14 protein-coding genes are annotated in these 15,958 nt (G+C 72.7%); 9 read left to right on the top strand and 5 right to left on the bottom strand.

The genetic code is table 11. From position 1 onward, the window contains the following. Positions 1-61 precede the first annotated feature (61 nt). Positions 62-1,363 (bottom strand): zf-HC2 domain-containing protein, encoded by a 1,302-nt coding sequence (locus tag H4687_RS20920; protein WP_046919666.1) that lies wholly within the window; start codon positions 1,361-1,363, stop codon positions 62-64. Further along, positions 1,360-1,941 (bottom strand): sigma-70 family RNA polymerase sigma factor, encoded by a 582-nt coding sequence (locus H4687_RS20915; protein WP_046919665.1) that lies wholly within the window; start codon positions 1,939-1,941, stop codon positions 1,360-1,362. Before H4687_RS20915 ends, H4687_RS20920 begins: the two co-directional genes overlap by 4 nt. A 530-nt stretch (positions 1,942-2,471) precedes the next feature. On the opposite strand from H4687_RS20915, the gene H4687_RS20910 reads away from it, so the two are divergent. Together H4687_RS20910 and H4687_RS20905 are read left to right on the top strand one after the other, a co-directional pair. After that, positions 2,472-2,915: an STAS domain-containing protein gene (locus tag H4687_RS20910; protein WP_373560673.1), complete on the top strand. Its 444-nt coding sequence runs from the start codon at positions 2,472-2,474 to the stop codon at positions 2,913-2,915. Between the two features lie 194 nt (positions 2,916-3,109). Next, on the top strand, positions 3,110-3,622 hold the full coding sequence (locus H4687_RS20905; RefSeq protein WP_046919663.1) for an EF-hand domain-containing protein: 513 nt from the start codon (positions 3,110-3,112) through the stop codon (positions 3,620-3,622). Here the strand turns inward: H4687_RS20905 and H4687_RS20900 are convergent. Next, a complete protein-coding gene (locus H4687_RS20900; protein WP_046919662.1) occupies positions 3,601-5,112 on the bottom strand; it encodes a class I adenylate-forming enzyme family protein in 1,512 nt (503 codons plus the stop codon). The two genes, H4687_RS20905 and H4687_RS20900, sit on opposite strands and share 22 nt — an antisense overlap. Before the next feature lie 263 nt (positions 5,113-5,375). On the opposite strand from H4687_RS20900, the gene H4687_RS20895 reads away from it, so the two are divergent. The 4 genes from H4687_RS20895 to H4687_RS20880 all read left to right on the top strand — a co-directional run bounded on the left by H4687_RS20895 (position 5,376) and on the right by H4687_RS20880 (position 9,830). Continuing rightward, complete coding sequence (locus tag H4687_RS20895; protein ID WP_046919661.1) at positions 5,376-6,581, top strand: amidohydrolase family protein; 1,206 nt, start codon at positions 5,376-5,378, stop codon at positions 6,579-6,581. Between the two features lie 11 nt (positions 6,582-6,592). After that, positions 6,593-7,723, top strand: a complete 1,131-nt coding sequence (locus H4687_RS20890) for an acyl-CoA dehydrogenase family protein (protein ID WP_046919660.1) — start codon at positions 6,593-6,595, stop codon at positions 7,721-7,723. Between the two features lie 117 nt (positions 7,724-7,840). Continuing rightward, positions 7,841-8,725 carry an acyl-CoA dehydrogenase family protein gene (locus H4687_RS20885; protein ID WP_097249950.1) on the top strand — a complete coding sequence of 295 codons (885 nt, stop codon included), beginning with the start codon at positions 7,841-7,843 and terminating at the stop codon, positions 8,723-8,725. 529 nt (positions 8,726-9,254) lie between these two features. Then, positions 9,255-9,830: an ATP-binding protein gene (locus H4687_RS20880; protein ID WP_046919983.1), complete on the top strand. Its 576-nt coding sequence runs from the start codon at positions 9,255-9,257 to the stop codon at positions 9,828-9,830. Between the two features lie 516 nt (positions 9,831-10,346). Here the strand turns inward: H4687_RS20880 and H4687_RS20875 are convergent. Then, positions 10,347-11,279 (bottom strand): cyclase family protein, encoded by a 933-nt coding sequence (locus tag H4687_RS20875; RefSeq protein ID WP_046919982.1) that lies wholly within the window; start codon positions 11,277-11,279, stop codon positions 10,347-10,349. Positions 11,280-11,414: 135 nt separating this feature from the next. Between H4687_RS20875 and H4687_RS20870 the strand changes: the two genes are divergently transcribed. From H4687_RS20870 to H4687_RS20860, 3 genes are all read left to right on the top strand, one after another. Further along, positions 11,415-12,326 (top strand): SDR family NAD(P)-dependent oxidoreductase, encoded by a 912-nt coding sequence (locus H4687_RS20870; RefSeq protein WP_050398176.1) that lies wholly within the window; start codon positions 11,415-11,417, stop codon positions 12,324-12,326. A gap of 267 nt (positions 12,327-12,593) precedes the next feature. Continuing rightward, positions 12,594-13,760 (top strand): acyl-CoA dehydrogenase family protein, encoded by a 1,167-nt coding sequence (locus H4687_RS20865; protein ID WP_050398175.1) that lies wholly within the window; start codon positions 12,594-12,596, stop codon positions 13,758-13,760. A gap of 5 nt (positions 13,761-13,765) precedes the next feature. Further along, positions 13,766-14,815: a Zn-dependent alcohol dehydrogenase gene (locus tag H4687_RS20860; RefSeq protein ID WP_050398174.1), complete on the top strand. Its 1,050-nt coding sequence runs from the start codon at positions 13,766-13,768 to the stop codon at positions 14,813-14,815. On the opposite strand, the gene H4687_RS20855 is transcribed toward H4687_RS20860, so the two are convergent. Beyond that, positions 14,812-15,921, bottom strand: a complete 1,110-nt coding sequence (locus H4687_RS20855; protein ID WP_078907129.1) for a GlxA family transcriptional regulator — start codon at positions 15,919-15,921, stop codon at positions 14,812-14,814. The genes H4687_RS20860 and H4687_RS20855 overlap by 4 nt on opposite strands. Positions 15,922-15,958 lie beyond the last annotated feature (37 nt).

Below are 15,958 nucleotides of genomic sequence, written 5' to 3'. Positions count from 1 at the left end.
CGTGTGGGGTTGTTCGCGCGGTTCCCCGCGCCCCGGGAAGGGCTGCGCCCTTCCCGGCCCCCTACATCCGGCTCAGGGACGCTGCCGCTAGCAGGACGTCTTTGATTGCCTCGCGGTCGCCGGCCTGGCCTGCCGCCGCTTCCTCCAGGGCGACGTGGGCCACCTCGTGGTCGGCGGAGCCTAGGGCCGCGGGGGAGTCCAGGGGGATGAGCCACTCGCCGCCGCCGGAGCCCTCGATCTCCAGGCGGAGGCTGCGGCCGGGGGCGCCGGCCGGTACGAGGTGGCGGCCCGGCGGGGGCGGGGACGCCAGGCCGGTCCGGCGCCGCTCGGCCAGGGACACCGGCAGCATGCGGGCCGCCAGGTCGATCATGCCGTGCAGATCGCGGCCCGAGGGCGGCTCGTAGGGGTAGTCCACGGCCTCCGCGATGTCCTCCGCGTGGATCCAGCACTCGAACGCCCGGTCCAGCATCGCGTCCCGCAGGGGAAGCTCGAAGCCGCCGTACGAGACCGGCAGGCGCCCGGAGTTGTCGGAGCCGTCCGGCCCGCCACCGCCCGTGAACGACGTCGTGCGGACGATGTCGTGGCTCTGCTGCCGCCAGGGTGCGCGCAGGGCACGGCTCGGCGGGAAGTGGGACGCCTTCCAGTAGGCCTCGGTGCGCGCGGCCGGAGTATCGCCGACGGGCTCGTCGCCCGCCGCATCCAGCCCGCCGAGCGGGTCGTCCAGACCGAGCGCGGCCGCCACCATCCCGTCGACGGTGAGCAGATGGGCGATGACCCCGGCGACGGTCGTCCGCCGGCTCACCGGCCCCACGCCCTCGAACCAGCGCAGCCGTACGGGCGCGTGCCAGTCGGCGGTCCCGATGTCCTGCAGCAACGCGTCCAGCCGGGCCGTCTCCGCGTCGTACGGGGCGGCCCAGCCGGGCACGGGGATGCGCGGCGGGCGGCGGCGCAGACAGACGCCCAGCACCTGGGTGCGCAGCGAGGGATCCAGGTCGAGGCTCTCCGGCGGGTGCAGCAGCCCCACGGCCTCCCGCAGCCGGCGCGCCTCGTCCGCGCACGCCCCGCACGACCCGAGGTGCTCCTCGACGGCCAGCGCCTCCTCCGCCGAGCACGCCGCCAGCGCCCAGGCCCCGAGCAGCGCCTTGAGCACATGGTGTTCCAGCACGAGGGACGCCGGAGGTGCCGTCGGCGGCGCGGGGTCGGGCAGCGGCAGACCGGTGTCCTCCACGGAGGTACGCGGCAGCGGTATGCGCGGCGGCCCGGCCGGCCCGTCGCCACCGCCGTCACCGTCGTGGGGGCCGCCGGGCCCCTGCTCCTCCGGGTCGTCGCCGGGGGCCCCGAACGGGGTCGGTCCGCCGGTCACGCCGTGGCCCCGGGTTCGGGCGGGGTGCCGGAGGGGCGGGTGTCGTGGGCGGTGGACAGGAGCTGCAGGCCGAGGCGCAGGCGGCGGCGGGCCTCGTCCTCGGTGACGCCGAGGTCGGTGGCGGTCTGGCGGTAGTCGCGGCGCTGGAAGTACGCCAGCTCCAGGGCGGCCCGCAGCGATGTGGGCATCGCCTGCACTATGTAGTCGGCGCGGGCCGCGACCGACGCGTGGCGCACCTTGCGCTCCAGGTCCTCCGCGGTGCCCTCGCCGCCCCGGGCGAGCGCGGCGGTCTCGGTGGCGCGCAGCCGCTGCACCGCCAGACGGTGGGTCAGCGCCGCCACCCAGGAACGCAGGGGGCCGTGCTTGGGGTCGTACGCCTCGGGGTTCTCCCAGAGCTGGAGGAACACCTCGCGGGTGATGCCGTCGGCGCCCCGCTCGTCGCCGAGGACGCGGTGGGCGAGCCCGTGCACGAGGGACGCGAACCGGTCGTACAGCTCACCGAGCGCCGCCGCCTCGCCGCGCGCCAGCCGCTGCTGCATCCTGCGGTCCCAGCGGGGCGGTGCGTCCTTCGTCGCCATACGGCCCCCTCACCCTGCTCGTACCTGCGCCGTTCCTGATGACCTCCGGACCGTGGACCCCGTGTCGACCCGTCACCGACCCCCTCGTCGGTCCGGCGTCGCAGCGGCCCGGTTCCGGCACCGTTTCAAGCCTCCGTGCACTGCCGTCCCGAATGTAGTCGGCACCGCTGACCACGCACGCCCCTTTATGGCAATGTGCGCCCCTCGTGGGGCCGGAGGTGGTATGACCGTCGGCGCAAGCCGTTTCCATGCCGCCCACGTGGGCGTCCGCCCGCCTTTCGTATGCTTGTACGACCCCATGTGTGGCCGGATCTGCATGGATCCGACCGGCCAGGACCGCTTCACATCCATTCGCGATCAATAGTCGATCACATGTGACCGTACTCGATAGAAATCGCACCGAAAAGGCCCCTGAATTGGCTCGCTTACCCCGCTCTTTCGGCGGGCCGCGGGTGTTTCATGGAACGACGGCGGGGCAGCCGCGCAAGCAGGAAGCGGTGCAGTGGCTTCCGGTTCGGCGACTGAGAGGCATCGCGGTGACGTTCGAAGTGACCGACGGCGATCAGGACGGGCAGGGCGTACCGGGCGAGCCGGGTGAGCGGGGCGGGTGGGTCGTGCTGCACGTGTCCGGTGAGATGGACCTGGTCACCTCGCCCCTGCTGCGCCAGCGGGTGCACGAGGCGGTGGCCGACGGCCGCCGAAGCCTCGTCCTGGACCTCTCCGACGTCGTCTTCTGCGACTCCAGCGGGGTGGGGGTCCTCATCGCCACCCGCCGCCTCATGCGCTCCTGCCGGGGACGGCTCAAGCTGATCCTCCCCGCCGACGGCCACGCGGGCGGCGGCCCGGCCCACGGCGCGCATGTCAACCGCGTGCTCGCCGCCCTCGGCGTCCGCCGTCTCTTCGACGTCCACCCGGACGTCGCCTCGGCGGTCGCGCCGGAGCCCGAGGAGGAGGCCGGCCCCCTGTCGGCCTGACCTCGGCACCTCTCCCGATGAGCAGTACGTACGTGTGAGCTGTCGCACGCGGTGGCGTCCCGGTGGCCACACGGTTGTCCCGGAATTCCCGCAGTCTTGGTACAAGCGACGCTTTCCCGCTCCGTCCGGGCCTCTGACGTCGTACGCTCCGTCCGAGAAACACCCCACTTGACGTAAGGCGGGCCCCGAGAGACATGGTCAGCAGCGAGTACGAGCGCAGGATCGCCGCCCGGTTCGCCACCTTCGACCAGGACGGCAACGGCTGGATCGACCGCGAGGACTTCAGCGCGGCGAGCAAGGCGGTTCTCAACGAGTTCGGCACCACCGCGCGTTCGGACAAGGGCCAGGCCCTGTACGGCGGTGCCGAGGCCTTCTGGCAGGGCATGGCCGGCATAGCGGACCGGGACGGCGACCAGCGCATCACCCGGGACGAGTTCGTGAACGGCGCGGTCAAGCGACTGCGCGACAACCCCGACCGATTCGCCGAGATCGCCCGCCCCTTCCTGCATGCGGCCCTGGCGGTCGCGGACGCCGACGGGGACGGGAAGGCCACGGTCGAGGAGACCGCCCGGGTCCTCAAGGCCCTCGGCGCGCCGGAGGAGGTCTGCGCGGCCGCCGCCGCCACGCTCGACACCGACGCCGACGGCAAGGTGGACGAGGTGGAGGTCGTGAACGCCTTCGCCCGCTACTTCACCGTGCCCGAGTAACGCTCGCGCAGCTTGTACTTGAGGACCTTCCGCAGGGTCTCGTTGCGCGGAAGGGCGTCCACCACCTCCACCTGCTCCGGCAGCTTGTGGACCGACAGCCCTTCCGCGCGCAGGTACGACGTCACCGCCTCCAGGGTCAGCGCCTCCGCCGCCGGCGGCTGTTCCACGACCGCGCAGACCCGTTCCCCGCGTTCGGCGTCGGGGAGACCGATCACCGCCACGTCCCGCACCGCCGGGTGGCGGTGCAGCAGGTCCTCGATCTCCTTCGCCGAGATGTTCTCGCCCTTGCGGATGATGACGTCCTTGAGGCGCCCGGTCAGCACCAGATGGCCGCTGTCGGTCAGGTGTCCGAGGTCGCCCGTCACGAAGAACCCGTCCGCGTCGAACGCCGTCGCCGACTGCGCGGGGTCCAGATAGCCCCGGCAGACGGCCTCCCCCCGCAGCCGCACCTCGCCGTCCGCCGCTATCCGTATCTCCATTCCGGCCGGCGGCCGCCCCTCCGTCGTCGCCAGGTTCTCCACCGAGTCGTCCGGCGCCCCCATCGTGATCATCGGGACCTCCGTCATGCCGTATCCGTGGGTGAGCTGCACGCCCATCTCCCGGACGACCGCGTGGTAGACCTCGGGCGGTTTCGGGGCCCCGCCGCCCGCCAGCAGCCGCAGGGTGGGAATGACGGGAACACCGGGCTGCTTGCGCTGCTCGGCCAGGAACATGGAGTAGAACGCCGTCGACCCGCCCGCCACCGTCACCCCGTGCTCGCGGTAGCCCTCCAGTGCGGCCGGCAGCGCGAAGTGCTCGAACAGCACCGCCGGAAAGCCGTACAGCAGCAGCATCACCATGTAGTCGGGGCCGCCGATGTGCGCGTACGGGAAGGCGATCGAGCCGACGTCGTCCGAGGTGAGCCGTAGCGCGTGGGCGAGACAGGAGCCGCCCGCGATCAGCGAACGGTCGGTGTGGAGGACGCCCTTGGGGTCGGAGGTGGTGCCCGAGGTCCAGTAGATCCAGCGGACGGAGGTGCCGTCGGCCGGCGGGGCCGGGAGCGTCGAGGGATCGCCGTCCGGGAGCCGGTCGTACGCCTCGAAGACGCCGCGCGCCGCCAGCCGCCGGGCCATCTCCGTGTGGTCGAAGCCCCGCCACTCGCCCGGCACCGCGAAGAACTCCGCCTTCGACTCCCGCAGTGCGAAGCCGACCTCGCGGTCGCGGTAGAAGGGGATCACCGGGGACTGGACGGCGCCGAGGCGGGCCAGGGCGAAGGAGAGCAGGACCGTCTCGATCCGGGTGGGCAGCTGCCAGGCGACGACCGTGCCGGGGCGTACGCCCCTGTCGTGCAGCCCGGCTGCCACCCGCTCGGCGCGGGCGCGCAGTTCGCCGAAGCTCAGGGTGCGGTCGTCCTGGAGGAGGACGGGCCGGTCGGGGGTGAGGCCGGCGCGGCGGTCGAGGAGTTCCCAGAGGGTGCGGGACGTGCCGAGTGCGTGGGCGGTGTCATTCACAGCGCGGGGCCCCTTCTTTTGAGGCTCGGTTCGCCTCCGGGGCGCTCCCGTCGGTGTCGAGCCCCGCGACCGTGCTCGACCCTGCGGGCCTCCGCGCGCTCGCGGGGCGACACCGACGCGCCCCTTCGGCTCACTCGCCACTGGCTGACGGTATGTCAGATCGTGGCCAGAGCGTAGGCCGGGGCGGCTTGTCGGTCCAGGGGTGTGCCACTAACCTGCTCACAAGGATCTGACGGTCCATCAGATAACTGAGTGGGGGATCCATGACCGAACTGCCCCGCATCATCAGCGTCGACGACCATGTGATCGAGCCCGCGCACCTCTTCGACACCTGGCTGCCGGAGAAGTACCGCGACCGGGGCCCGAAGCCCCTCACCGCCGGGATCGGCGAGCTGGCGTACATCGCCGGCAAGTACCGGATCACGATGGACCCCGAGGGGCAGCCGACGGACTGGTGGATCTACGAGGACCTGAAGTTCCCGTACAAGCGGAACATCGCGGCCGTCGGCTTCGACCGGGACGAGATGACCCTGGAGGGCATCACCCGCGAGGAGATGCGGCGCGGCTGCTGGGACCCGAAGGCCCGGCTGGCGGACATGGACCTCAACCACGTCGAGGCCTCGCTCTGCTTCCCGACCTTCCCGCGCTTCTGCGGCCAGACCTTCGCCGAGGCGCACGACAAGGAGGTCGCCCTGGCCTGCGTGCGCGCGTACAACGACTGGATGGTCGAGGAGTGGTGCGGCGACAGCGGCGGCCGGCTCATCCCGCTCTGCCTGATCCCCCTGTGGGACATCGACCTCGCCGTCGAGGAGATCGAGCGCAACGCCGCCCGGGGCGTCCGGGCCGTCACCTTCTCGGAGATCCCGACCTACCTCGGCCTGCCCTCCATCCACTCCGGCTACTGGGACCCCTTCTTCGCGGCCTGCCAGGAGACCGGGACGGTCGTCAACATGCACATCGGCTCCAGCTCCCAGATGCCGGCCGCCTCCCCCGACGCACCCCCCGCCGTGCAGGCCTCGCTCTCCTTCAACAACGCGATGGCCTCGATGATGGACTTCCTCTTCAGCGGGGTCCTGGTGAAGTTCCCCCGCCTCAAACTCGCCTACAGCGAGGGCCAGATGGGCTGGATCCCCTACGCCCTGGAACGCGCCGACGACGTCTGGGAGGAGCACCGCGCCTGGGGCGGCGTGCGCGACCTGATCCCCGAGCCGCCGTCGACGTACTACTACCGGCAGATGTTCTGCTGCTTCTTCCGCGACAAGCACGGGATCGCCTCGCTGGACGTGGTCGGTCGCGACAACGCGACCTTCGAGACCGACTACCCGCACGTCGACTCGACCTTCCCGCACACCAAGGAGGTCGCCCTCGACCATGTGAAGGGCCTCGACGACGAGACCGTCTACAAGCTCATGCGCGGCAACGCGATCCGCATGCTCGGCCTGGACCTCGACCGCCACCTCGGCACGTAGGGCCCCGGGCGATGGACCTCGCGTACAGCCCGGCGCAGGAGGAGTTCCGGGCGCGGCTGCGGGAGTGGCTGGCGAAGACGCTCCCCTCGCTGCCGCCGAAGCCGTCGCCCGGCGACTGGCCCGGACGGCGCGCCTACGATCTCGGCTGGCAGCGGACGCTGTACGACGCCGGGTACGCCGACGTCCACTGGGACGCCTCGCCGACCACGCGGCTGATCTTCCTGGAGGAGACCGAGCGGGCGGGCGCCCCGTACGTGGGCGCCGGCTTCGTGGGGCTGCTGCACGCGGGGCCCACGATCGCCGCCGAGGGCACCCCCGGCCAGCGGGCCCGCTGGCTCCCGCCGATCCTGCGCGGCGAGGAGGTGTGGTGCCAGGGGTTCAGCGAACCGGACGCCGGGTCCGACCTCGCGTCGTTGCGCACCCGCGCGCGTCGGGACGGCGACGCGTACGTGGTGAGCGGGTCCAAGATCTGGACCTCGCACGCCGAAGTCGCCGACTGGTGCGAGCTGTTGGTGCGCACGGATCCGGACGCGCCGAAGCACCGGGGCATCACCTGGCTGGCGATGCCCATGGACGCGCCCGGCGTGACCGTACGGCCGCTGCGCACGCTCGCCGGCTCCACCGAGTTCGCCGAGGTCTTCCTCGACGACGTACGGGTGCCGGTCGCCAACCGGGTGGGCGAGGAGAACGACGGGTGGCGCGTGACGATGGTGACGCTGTCGTTCGAGCGCGGGACGGCGTTCGTGGGCGAAGTGGTCGCCTGTCGGCGGGTGTTGGGGGAGGTCGCGCGCCAGGCGCGGGCGAACGGGCGCTGGGACGACTCCTCGGTGCGGCGGAGGCTGGGGCGGCTGAACGCGGAGTTCCGGGCCCTGTGGCGGCTCACGCAGTGGAACGTGAGCGCGGCGGAGGCGAGCGGTGGTGTGCCGGGAGTGGGGGGCTCGGTCTTCAAGCTGAGGTACTCGCGCGCGCGGCAGGAGCTGTTCGACGCGGCGGGGGAGGTGCTGGGGGCGGAGGCGGTCGATCTGGGGCGGCCGTGGGTTCTCGACCGGCTGGCTTCGCTGTCGTACACGATCGCGGCGGGGACGTCGGAGATCCAGCGGAACATCGTGGGGGAGCGGATTCTGGGGTTGCCCAAGGGGTGAGGGGGCGACGGGGGCGGGGGTGTGGTGGGTCCGCCGCCGCGTGGGGTCGCTCGCGCGGTTTCCCGCGCCCCTGGAGGGCGCGCTGTCGTACTCGGGGTTGAGGAGGGGCACTCGGCGATGCGGTTTCGACTCACTGAGGATCAGCAGGCGTTGCGGGACGGCGTACGGGAGTTCCTGGCACGACGTTTCGGGCGGGAGGCGCTCCGGGCCGCCGTCGACCGGCCCCGGCTGGACCGGGAGCTGTGGCGGGAGCTGGGGGCGGTCGGGTTCTTCGCGTTGCGGCTGCCGGAGGCGCGGGACGGGGTCGGGCTGGGGCTGCCGGAGGCCGTGTTGGTGTTCGAGGAGGCCGGGCGGGCCCTGTTGCCGGGGCCGCTCGTGGCCACGCATCTCGCGGCGGGGGTGGTGCCGGGGGCGGCGACCGGGGAGGCCGTCGTCACCGCCGTCGGGGGCGGGGGGCTGGTGGAGTGGCTGGCGGAGGCCGACGTGGTCGTGGGGGAGGCGGGGGAGGCCGTGGAGCTGCGGTCCGTCGACCCGCTGACGCCGCTGCACCGGGTGCCCGGGGCCGGTTCGGCCGCCCGCCCCGATGATCTGTTCGTCCTGCTCACCGCCGCCGAGCAGTTGGGGACGGCGGTGCGGGCCTGTGAGGCCGCGGTGCAACACGCCCGGACGCGCGAGCAGTTCGGCCGACCGGTCGGGGCGTTCCAGGCGGTCAAGCATCTCTGTGCCGAACTGCTGGTGCGGGTGGAGGTGGCGCGGGCGGCGGTGTACGCGGCGGCCGTGACCGCTGATCCGGTGGACATCGCGGCGGCCCGCCTGCTGGCCGACGAGGCCGCGGTGCGCGGGGCGCGCGACTGTCTCCAGGTGCACGGCGGCATGGGGTTCACCTGGGAGGCCGACGTACACCTGTGTCTGAAGCGGGCGTGGGTACGGGCGGAACGTGGCGGATCGATCACGGAGAGTGAGGAGTTGTTGGCGGGGGAACTGTTGGTCGAGGCGGGCTGATCGCGCTGACCAGGCACGGAGCGTAAAGGTGTGGCGGCGTAACGCTCGAATGTCGCGGAACGTGGCATACCGGAATTACCGAGCGTTGATACCGGGTTGTGTCCTGAGTGTGACTTGTCACGGCCTGGAGTCGGAGTCCCGCTCCGGTACCTTCTGGTGGATGCGAGTGGTTCCGAGGTCGAGCCGAGTCGGTGTTGCCCCTGTGGCGGCCCCGGATCCGGCGGTGCGCGGCGCTCGTGAAGTGGGCCGAAGTCTCGCGGCCCCGGTCTGTTCGACTCGCCGCGATGAGCGTCGCACAGTATGCCGTACGCGTACTCCTTCGCGCTGGAATATGCCCGAAGCGCTTGTTGGGGTGACTGTACGTCAACCATGCTGTCCTGTAAGGGGATCACGTTCCGTGATCCCGGTGCCGACGGTGTCGTTGACGGTGGCGTCGGCCAGGCAGCAGATGACCACGATCGTGGCCCCTGAGGGGCGTGCGGCGATGTGTCCGCCGGTTCGGATGGTGTGAGCGGTGCAGGTGCTTCAAGTGCAGCTGGAGATCCGGCCCGACCCCGCAGAGGTGGGTCGCGCACGGAGATGGGCCCGTTCACGGCTCGCCGGGTCCGGGATAGGGGACGACGAGCCGCTCGCCGAGACGCTGATCCTCCTCGTCTCCGAGCTGGTCACCAACGCGGTGGTCCACACCGGCCGTCCGGCCGTGCTGCGGCTGCTGCTGTCCGCCCTGCGCGACGGTGCGGTCGGCAAGGTCCGCCTGGAGGTCGCCGACACCAGCGCGTGTCCGCCGGCCCCGCGATGCGCCGACGGTGACGAGACGGGCGGGCGGGGTCTCGCCCTGGTCGAGGTCCTCGCGGACCGCTGGGGCTGGTCCTACGAGGGCGTCGGCAAGCGCATCTGGTGCGAGCTGGACCGGGTGGTGCCGGGGGTCGCCGGGGCGAGGGGTGCCTCGGGGGCGTCGGGTGGTGCGCCGGGAGCGGGCGGCGGCGTCGTGGCGCCGGCGGTCTATCCGGCGTGCAGCGCGGTGACCGGGGTCGCCGCGGTCGCCCGGGAGAGCCTGGTGTGCGAGGGGATGGCGTACGACGGGATGGCCTACGAGGCGGTCTAGCCGGCGCTGTCCTGTGCGGGGTGTGGGGCGCGGTGTGCGGTGAACGGCGCGACGGACGACGGTGTACCCCCTGCCGCCGCTCGGTGGGCCTGCCTCCCGTCGGGGCGTCAGGTGCGCGCGGTCGCCCGTAGGTGCGCCGCACGCGCCTGCGCGTGCGTGCGTGGCGCGGGGTGGTCGGTCGGTGGCGGCCTGGCCGTGCGCCGGGTCGTGCTTCCGTACGCACCGCCAGGATGCCGGTTTCGCGTGCCTGCTCCCCGAACGGGTGTTGACGTGTCCTGTCCGTTTGATCACGCTTGTGTCCAGCGATTCGCCGCGAGGGGACGACGAGGGCTTCGGTGACGGAAGTCCTCGACGAGCGTGGGTCGCGTTCGGCGTCGGCTCGCGCAGGGATCCGGGGGTGGAGCGGGCCCGCCGAGGCCGGATGGCGGCGCGCGGTGCCGTGCTCGGGGCGGACAGCGCCGCGCCGCCAGCCGGCTCAGGGGCCCGATGGTCCGAAGTCCCCGTGGTGCGGGGTGTCTACAGGAGGGCGATCGGTGCCACCGGCGTGCCCGTGGCGCCGACGAACGGTTCGGGCATCGCCGAGAGCAGGAAGTCGTACCGCCCAAGTTGTCCACAGGCTGTGGACAACTCTTCCAGATTCCAGTTCTGCCCCTGCGGCATGCCCATCTCGACCAGGTGGAGCGCGTGCACCGGCAGCCACAGGTCCTCGATCTCCGGCGGGAAGATCTCGAACGTCAGGGTGTCGTTGGCGACGGCGGCGACATCGCGCGCGTGGAACCACTCCGGGGTGCGCACGGAGAGCCCCGGCGAGGGGAACGCGTACCCGTGCTTGTCGCCGGCCAGGTAGGTCCGGATCTGCCCGGTGCGGACCAGGACGATGTCCCCCGCGCGGACCCGGGTCCCCGCCAACTCCTCGGCCGCGTCCAGGTCTTCGGGGGTGACCGCGTGGTCGCCGGGCAGCCGGTCGTCGTCGCGGCCCAGGGCGCGCGGGATGTCCAGGAGCACGCCGCGCGAGACGATGTGCCGGGCCTTGTCGATGCCGGCGAAGGCCGCGCCGCCGTGTGGGGTGATGGTGTCCGCCGGGCGGCCGTTGTAGATCCGGCCCGAGTGCGAGACATGGGTGAGCGCGTCCCAGTGCGTCGCCGCCTGCAGTCCCATGGTCACCGCGTCGTCGCTGCACGCGACCGTGCCCGGACCGAAGATCTCCTGGTTGATCTGCACCATCGCGTGCAGCGGGTTCACCCGGCCCGGCATCATCCCCGTCTGCACGCCGTCCTGCTGGAGGGGCAGTGCGAGCGGCACCCGGCGCCCGGTGCGGACCGAGGCGGCGGCCTCCCGTACGACCTCGTCGGTGATCAGGTTGAGGGTGCCGATCTCGTCGTCCGCCCCCCAACGTCCCCAGTTGTTCACGCGCTTGGCGATGTCGTGGAACTGCACGGGCAATGACATCGGCCCTCCCCGGGGCTTGTGTGGGTGTGTCGGACGGGCCGTAGAATCGCCGTACGAGCAGATCTGACGGTACGTCAGGTGATAGCCCGTCAGGTAACGGTCCATCAGTAACCGGGATGAGGGGAAGGGGCCGGGGTGGGAAACTTCTTGGCAGGCAAGGTCGTCGCCGTCACCGGAGCGGGGCGGGGGATCGGCCGGGCGGTCGCGCTCGGCGCCGCCGCCGAGGGCGCGCGCGTCGTCGTCAACGACTACGGCGTCTCCGTCGACGGCTCCGAACCCACCAGCTCCGTCGCCGAGACCGTCGTCAAGGAGATCGAGGCGGCCGGGGGCGAGGCCGTCGCCGTCGCCGACGACATCTCCACCATGGCCGGCGGACAACGGCTCGTGGACACGGCGGTCGAGGCGTACGGACGGATCGACGGGGTCGTCTGTGTCGCCGGGATCCTGCGCGAGCGGATGCTGTTCAACATGGCCGAGGACGAATGGGATCCGGTCATCGCCACCCATCTGAAGGGCACGTTCACCGTGTTCCGGGCCGCGTCCGCCGTCATGCGCAAGCAGCGGGCCGGGACCCTGATCGGGTTCACGAGCGGCAACCACCAGGGGTCCGTCTCGCAGGCCAACTACAGCGCGGCCAAGGGCGGGATCATCTCCCTGGTGCGCAGCGCGGCGCTGGGCCTGCACCGCTACGGGGTGACCGCGAACGCGGTGGCGCCGGTGGCGCGTACGCGGATGTCCGCGGGGGTGCCGATGGAGCTGACCGAGATCGGTGAGCCGGAGGACGTGGCCGCGTTCGTGGTGTACCTGCTGTCGGACCGGGCCCGAGAGGAACGGATCACCGGGCAGGTGTACACGGTCGCCGGGCCGAAGATCGCGGTGTGGGCGCAGCCGCGGGAGCTGCGCTCGGCGTATGCGGAGGGGGGCTGGACCCCGGAGAGGATCGCGGAGTTCCTGCCGGGGGCGCTGGGGGTGGATCCGATGCCGATGCTGGAGCGGGTGGAGGGGATGGCCCGGGCCGCGGCGGCCGGGGAGCGGCCGAACGCGTGAGGGGGTGGGGGCGGGGGTTCGTCGGCGGGTGCGGCTCCGGTGGGGGCTGGTCGCGCGGTTCCCCGCGCCCCTGAGAGGCGGGGGCTGCGCCCCGTGTTTCTCCCCCGCCCGAGCGTCGCTTTTCAGGCCCGCGGGGCCTGGGTGTTCAGGGGCACAGGGCCTGGGTGTTCAGGGGCGCGGGGAACTGCGCGAGAAGCCCCACGCGCCGGCACCCGCCGACGAAGCAGGCACGCTGCTCCATCCGCGCGGCGTTCATCGGGAGGTGGCATGGACTTCGGGTTCAGTGACGAGGACGAGGCGTTCCGGGCGGAGGTGCGGGACTGGCTGGGGGCGCACGCCGGAGTGGGCGAGGACCGGCGGGACTGGGAGCGGACGCTCGGGGCCGCCGGGTGGATCGGGCTCGGATGGAGCGAGGGCGGGTACGGGAACCGGACGGCCACGCTGGTCCGGCAGGTGGTGTGGGCCGAGGAGTACGCGCGGGCCGACGTACCCGCCCGCTCCGGGCACATCGGGGAGAAGCTGCTCGCGCCGACGCTGATCGCGTTCGGGAGCGAGGAGCAGAAGCGGCGGTTCCTGCCGCCGATCGCGCGCGGCGACGAACTCTGGTGCCAGGGATACAGCGAGCCCGGCGCCGGGTCCGACCTCGCAGGGGTGCGGACCAGGGCGGAGCGGGCGGACGACGGGTCGTACCGGATCACCGGACAGAAGATCTGGACCTCGCTCGCCCACGAGGCCGACTGGTGCTTCGTGCTGGCCCGTACCGAGCCGGGCTCCGTACGCCACCACGGGCTGTCGTTGGTGCTCGTGCCGATGGACCAGCCGGGCCGGGTCGAGGTGCGGCCCATCCGGCAGATGACCGGGACGAGCGAGTTCAACGAGGTCTTCTTCGACGGGGCGCACGCCCGCGCGGAGCACGTCGTCGGGGGCGAGGGGAACGGCTGGCGGGTGGCCATGGGGCTGCTCGGCTTCGAGCGGGGGGTGTCGACCCTCGCCCAGCAGATCGGCTTCGAGCGGGAGTTGGGGGACGTCGTACGGGCCGCCGTGGCGAGCGGGGCGGCGGACGATCCCGTCGTACGCGACCGACTCGTGGGGCAGTGGGCCGAGTTGAAGGCGATGCGGTGGAACGCCCTGCGGACGCTCGGCGGGGCGGAGGGCGGGGCCGAGCCGGGTGCGCCGAGCGTGGCCAAGCTGTTGTGGGGGCGGTGGCACCGGCGGCTCGGTGAGCTGGCCATGGAGGTGCGGGGCGCGGGGGCGGTGCTGGGGCCACGGGAGTGGTCGGCGCCGGAGCCGTACGCGCTGGACCCCTTCCAGTACCTGTTCCTGTTCAGCCGGGCCGACACCGTCTACGGCGGTTCCGACGAGGTGCAGCGCACGATCATCGCCGAGCGGGTGCTCGGTCTGCCGAGGGAGCCGAGAGGCCGAGCTGAGGGGTGAGGGCCATGCGCGGAGTGGTGTTCGACGGGAAGCGGGCCGAGGTCGTCGACGATCTGGTCGTGCGGGAGCCGGGTCCCGGTGAGGTGCTGGTGGCCGTCTCGGCCGCCGGGCTCTGCCACAGCGACCTGTCGGTGGTGGACGGGACGATTCCGTTCCCGGTGCCGGTGGTGCTGGGACACGAGGGGGCGGGCGTCGTCGAGGCGGTGGGGGCGGGGGTCCGGCACGTCCGGCCCGGGGACCACGTGGCCCTGTCCACCCTCGCCAACTGCGGGGCCTGCGCCGACTGCGACCGGGGGCGGCCGACCATGTGCCGCAGGGCGATCGGACGTCCCACGCGGCCGTTCTCGCGCGGCGGGCGGGAGGTGTTCCAGTTCGCCGCGAACTCCGCCTTCGCGGAGAGGACGGTGGTCAAGGCCGTCCAGGCGGTACGGATACCGGACGACATTCCGCTGACCTCCGCCGCGCTGATCGGGTGCGGGGTGCTGACCGGCGTCGGCGCGGTGCTCAACCGGGCGCGCGTCGACCGCGGGGACACCGTCGTCGTGATCGGGGCCGGCGGGATCGGGCTCAACGTCGTACAGGGCGCGCGGATCGCGGGGGCGACGCGGATCGTCGCCGTGGACGCCAACCCGGACAAGGAGGCGGTGGCGCGGCTGTTCGGGGCCACACACTTCCTGACGTCCGTGGCCGGCGTACGGGACATCCTGCCCACGGGCGCCGACCACGCCTTCGAGTGCGTCGGCCGCGTCGCACTCGTCCGCCAGGCGATCGACCTGCTGGACCGGCACGGCCAGGCCGTCCTGCTCGGTGTGCCGCCCGCGACCGCCGAGGCGTCCTTCCTCGTCTCCTCCCTCTACCTGGACAAGTCGATCCTGGGCTGCCGGTACGGCTCGTCCCGCCCGCAACGCGACATCGCGCTCTACGCCGACCTCTACCGGGAGGGCCGGCTGCTCCTGGACGAGCTGGTCACGGCCACCTACCCGGTGGAGGACTTCGCGAAGGCGGCGCAGGACGCGGGGGAGGGGCGGGTGGCGAGGGCGGTGCTCACCTTCTAGGCCACCGGGCTGGGCTCCTGCCCGGTCCGCTCCGCGCGGCCGGCCCCCGCCGTACGTGTCGCCGCCCCTTCCGCCTTGAAGGTCCGCCGGTACGCCGTCGGGGTCACCCCCAGCGCGCCCTGCAGATGCTGCCGCATCGACTGGGCCGTGCCGAAGCCCGCGTCGTGGGCGACCTGGTCGACGGAGAGTCCGGTGGACTCCAGGAGGTGGCGGGCCCGTTCGACGCGTTGCCGGGTCAGCCACTGACCGGGGCTGACACCGACCTCCTCGCGGAAGCGGCGGGTGAAGGTGCGCACGGACATGGACTCCTGCGCGGCCATGTCGCGGAGCTGGATCGGTTCGTGCAGGCGCCCCAGGGCCCAGGCGCGGGCGGCGGTGGTCGTCGCCGACCGAGGCTCGGGCAGCGGCCGTTGGATGTACTGGGCCTGGCCGCCGTCCCGGTGCGGGGGTACGACCATGCGCCGGGCCACTTCGTTGGCGACGCCGGTGCCGTGGTCGCGTCGTACGAGATGCAGGCACAGGTCGACGCCGGCCGCGACGCCCGCCGAGGTGAGGACGTCGCCGTCGTCGACGAAGAGGACGTCCGCGTCGACCCGGACCTTCGGGAACAGTCGCTGGAAGTGCTCGGCGTGGAGCCAGTGCGTGGTCGCCGGGCGGCCGTCGAGGTAGCCCGCGGCGGCCAGGACGTAGCCGCCGATGCAGATGGAGATCATCCGGGTGCCCGGGCGGACATGGGCGAGAGCGGTGGCCAGTTCGGGGGTGAGGACGCCCTGTTCGTGGACCGGGCCCAGCTCGAACGAGGCCGGGACGACGACCGTGTCGGCGGTGGCGAGGGTCTCCGGGCCGTTCGGGACGAGGATCTCGAAGTCGGCGTCCGTCTCCACCGGTCCGGGCGGCCGGACCGAGCACGTGAGGACCTCGTACAGCCGCCGCCCCGCCGCGTCCCGCGCCATGCCGAAGATGCGCTGCGGGATGCCCAGCTCGAAGGGGAGCAGCCCGTCGAGCGCGAGGACGACGACGCGGTGGCGGGTCGGGGCAGGGGCGGGGGCTCCGGTGTCGGTGGCCGGTCCGATGGCGGCGGCCCCGGTGGCGGGCTCGACGGTCATGGCCCGATCCTATCGGATGCTGTCCCTCGGGCCGCTC

It is taken from the genome of Streptomyces stelliscabiei, from assembly GCF_014873495.1.
GTDB classification, from domain to species: domain Bacteria; phylum Actinomycetota; class Actinomycetes; order Streptomycetales; family Streptomycetaceae; genus Streptomyces; species Streptomyces bottropensis.
The sequence above is the reverse complement of the archived record's forward strand: the minus strand, read 5'-3'. Positions and strand labels throughout refer to the sequence as shown.

Bases quoted from the DNA above. Each gene is read 5' to 3' on its own strand.
- H4687_RS20895 (WP_046919661.1), top strand. From the start codon at position 5,376: ATGACCGAACTGCCCCGCATCATCAGCGTCGACGACCATGTGATCGAG.
- H4687_RS20890 (WP_046919660.1), top strand. From the start codon at position 6,593: ATGGACCTCGCGTACAGCCCGGCGCAGGAGGAGTTCCGGGCGCGGCTG.
- H4687_RS20855 (WP_078907129.1), bottom strand. From the start codon at position 15,921: ATGACCGTCGAGCCCGCCACCGGGGCCGCCGCCATCGGACCGGCCACC.
- H4687_RS20885 (WP_097249950.1), top strand. From the start codon at position 7,841: ATGCGGTTTCGACTCACTGAGGATCAGCAGGCGTTGCGGGACGGCGTA.
- H4687_RS20905 (WP_046919663.1), top strand. From the start codon at position 3,110: ATGGTCAGCAGCGAGTACGAGCGCAGGATCGCCGCCCGGTTCGCCACC.
- H4687_RS20860 (WP_050398174.1), top strand. From the start codon at position 13,766: ATGCGCGGAGTGGTGTTCGACGGGAAGCGGGCCGAGGTCGTCGACGAT.
- H4687_RS20915 (WP_046919665.1), bottom strand. From the start codon at position 1,941: ATGGCGACGAAGGACGCACCGCCCCGCTGGGACCGCAGGATGCAGCAG.
- H4687_RS20865 (WP_050398175.1), top strand. From the start codon at position 12,594: ATGGACTTCGGGTTCAGTGACGAGGACGAGGCGTTCCGGGCGGAGGTG.
- H4687_RS20875 (WP_046919982.1), bottom strand. From the start codon at position 11,279: ATGTCATTGCCCGTGCAGTTCCACGACATCGCCAAGCGCGTGAACAAC.